Here is a 1,445-nt window from a genome sequence, read left to right as displayed (position 1 = left end):
TCATCAGTACCCAGTAATCTTCGAGTCCTGCGCCATGCCCGCCATCGTACAACCCGTGGAGAAATTCGGTGGGGAAATAAATCATACCTCCATTGTCCAGGGCATTGCTGATATACTTGAAATTAGGATAATGTTTTGTATCTATTCCGTTAAGCTTGGCCCAGGGTTCAATTACCTGACGGTTCTGGGGGTCATACTTGGCATATTCTGTGCGCAAATCCTTGTTAAATCCCCCCTCATTCCCGTTATCCCAGAGGACAATGGAAGGATGGTTCACATCCCGTTCTACCATTTCCTTTACAATGCTCTGCCCTGTTGGGGTATCGTAATATCCGTGCCAGCCGGCCAATTCGTCAAGAACAAATAATCCAAGGGAATCGCAGACATCCAGGAAATGCTGATCGGGCGGATAATGGCTCATGCGTACCGCATTCATATTCATGTCCTTGATCAGGTTCACATCGCCAAGGCTTAATTCTTTGCTCATGCAACGGCCTGAAGTTGGCCAGGAGCTGTGCCTGCAAACGCCCCTGAACATGATTTTTTTGTTATTCACATAGATCCCGTCACCCTGCCTGACTTCCACGGTACGGAAACCAAAACGCTGTTTTACCTGGTGAATGATAGTTTTCCCATCTTTTAGGCTGACCACTACATTGTATAAGTTGGGAGACTCAGGAGTCCAAAGGGCAGGATCTGAAAAACGGCCCGTAACCCTAACCGGAGAACTGCCGGATGCAACTTCAACCGAGACAGGTGAACCGAAGTCTTTGCCCTCAAGGGTTTGCAGCTGTGCTTCAATTCTCCCTGATTTTGAAACGCCATTCAGTACTACATCCATATTGAACGACCCGTCAGCCCTGGCATCAACAGCAACATGGTCAATAAATCCGGAAGGGAAAGCCTCGAGATACACCGGGCGGTATATCCCGCCCAGCACCCAATAATCGCCCCTCCGTTCGGCCCTGTTGACCGTAGGATTGGATGATTCCTTGCTTACCGTGACTTCAAGCAGGTTCTTTGTCCCGAATTTCAAAAGTTCAGAGATATCATAGCGGAACCGGTAAAAGGCACCCTGATGAACGGCACCTGCAGATTTTCCGTTGATCTTAACTTCCGTATCGGTCATGGAACCTTCAAAAACGATATAAACCTTTTTCTTCTTCCAGGTTTTGGGAACATCAAACGGATATCTGTACAAGCCCTGTTCGTCGTTGTACTTTTTATCCTGGCCGTAATTGTATGCACCGAACCCCTGCAATTCCCATTGTGAAGGAACCTGAATGGATGTCCATTTCCCACTATTCATTCCTTTTGTACAAAAGAAATCCCAGGCTACGGTATGATCCTTATCTATGCCCGATAAATACCTGATTTCTGTTTTTTGGCCAAAGGCGCAAAAAGTAATGGCAGCTAAAAACAATATATTTACTGTCCTTTTCATT

The 1,445-nt window shown here is 46.6% G+C and carries 1 protein-coding gene; it reads right to left on the bottom strand.

Annotated features, from left to right (window positions below; translation table 11 throughout):
* Window positions 1-1,444 (bottom strand): glycoside hydrolase family 2 TIM barrel-domain containing protein (locus tag Q8907_17020; protein MDP4275972.1); only part of this gene is annotated, 1,444 nt, incomplete at its 3' end.
* Window position 1,445: the final 1 nt, after the last annotated feature.

This window comes from Bacteroidota bacterium, from assembly GCA_030706565.1.
Taxonomy (GTDB): domain Bacteria; phylum Bacteroidota; class Bacteroidia; order Bacteroidales; family JAUZOH01; genus JAUZOH01.
This window is presented reverse-complemented; position numbering and strand designations above follow the sequence as displayed.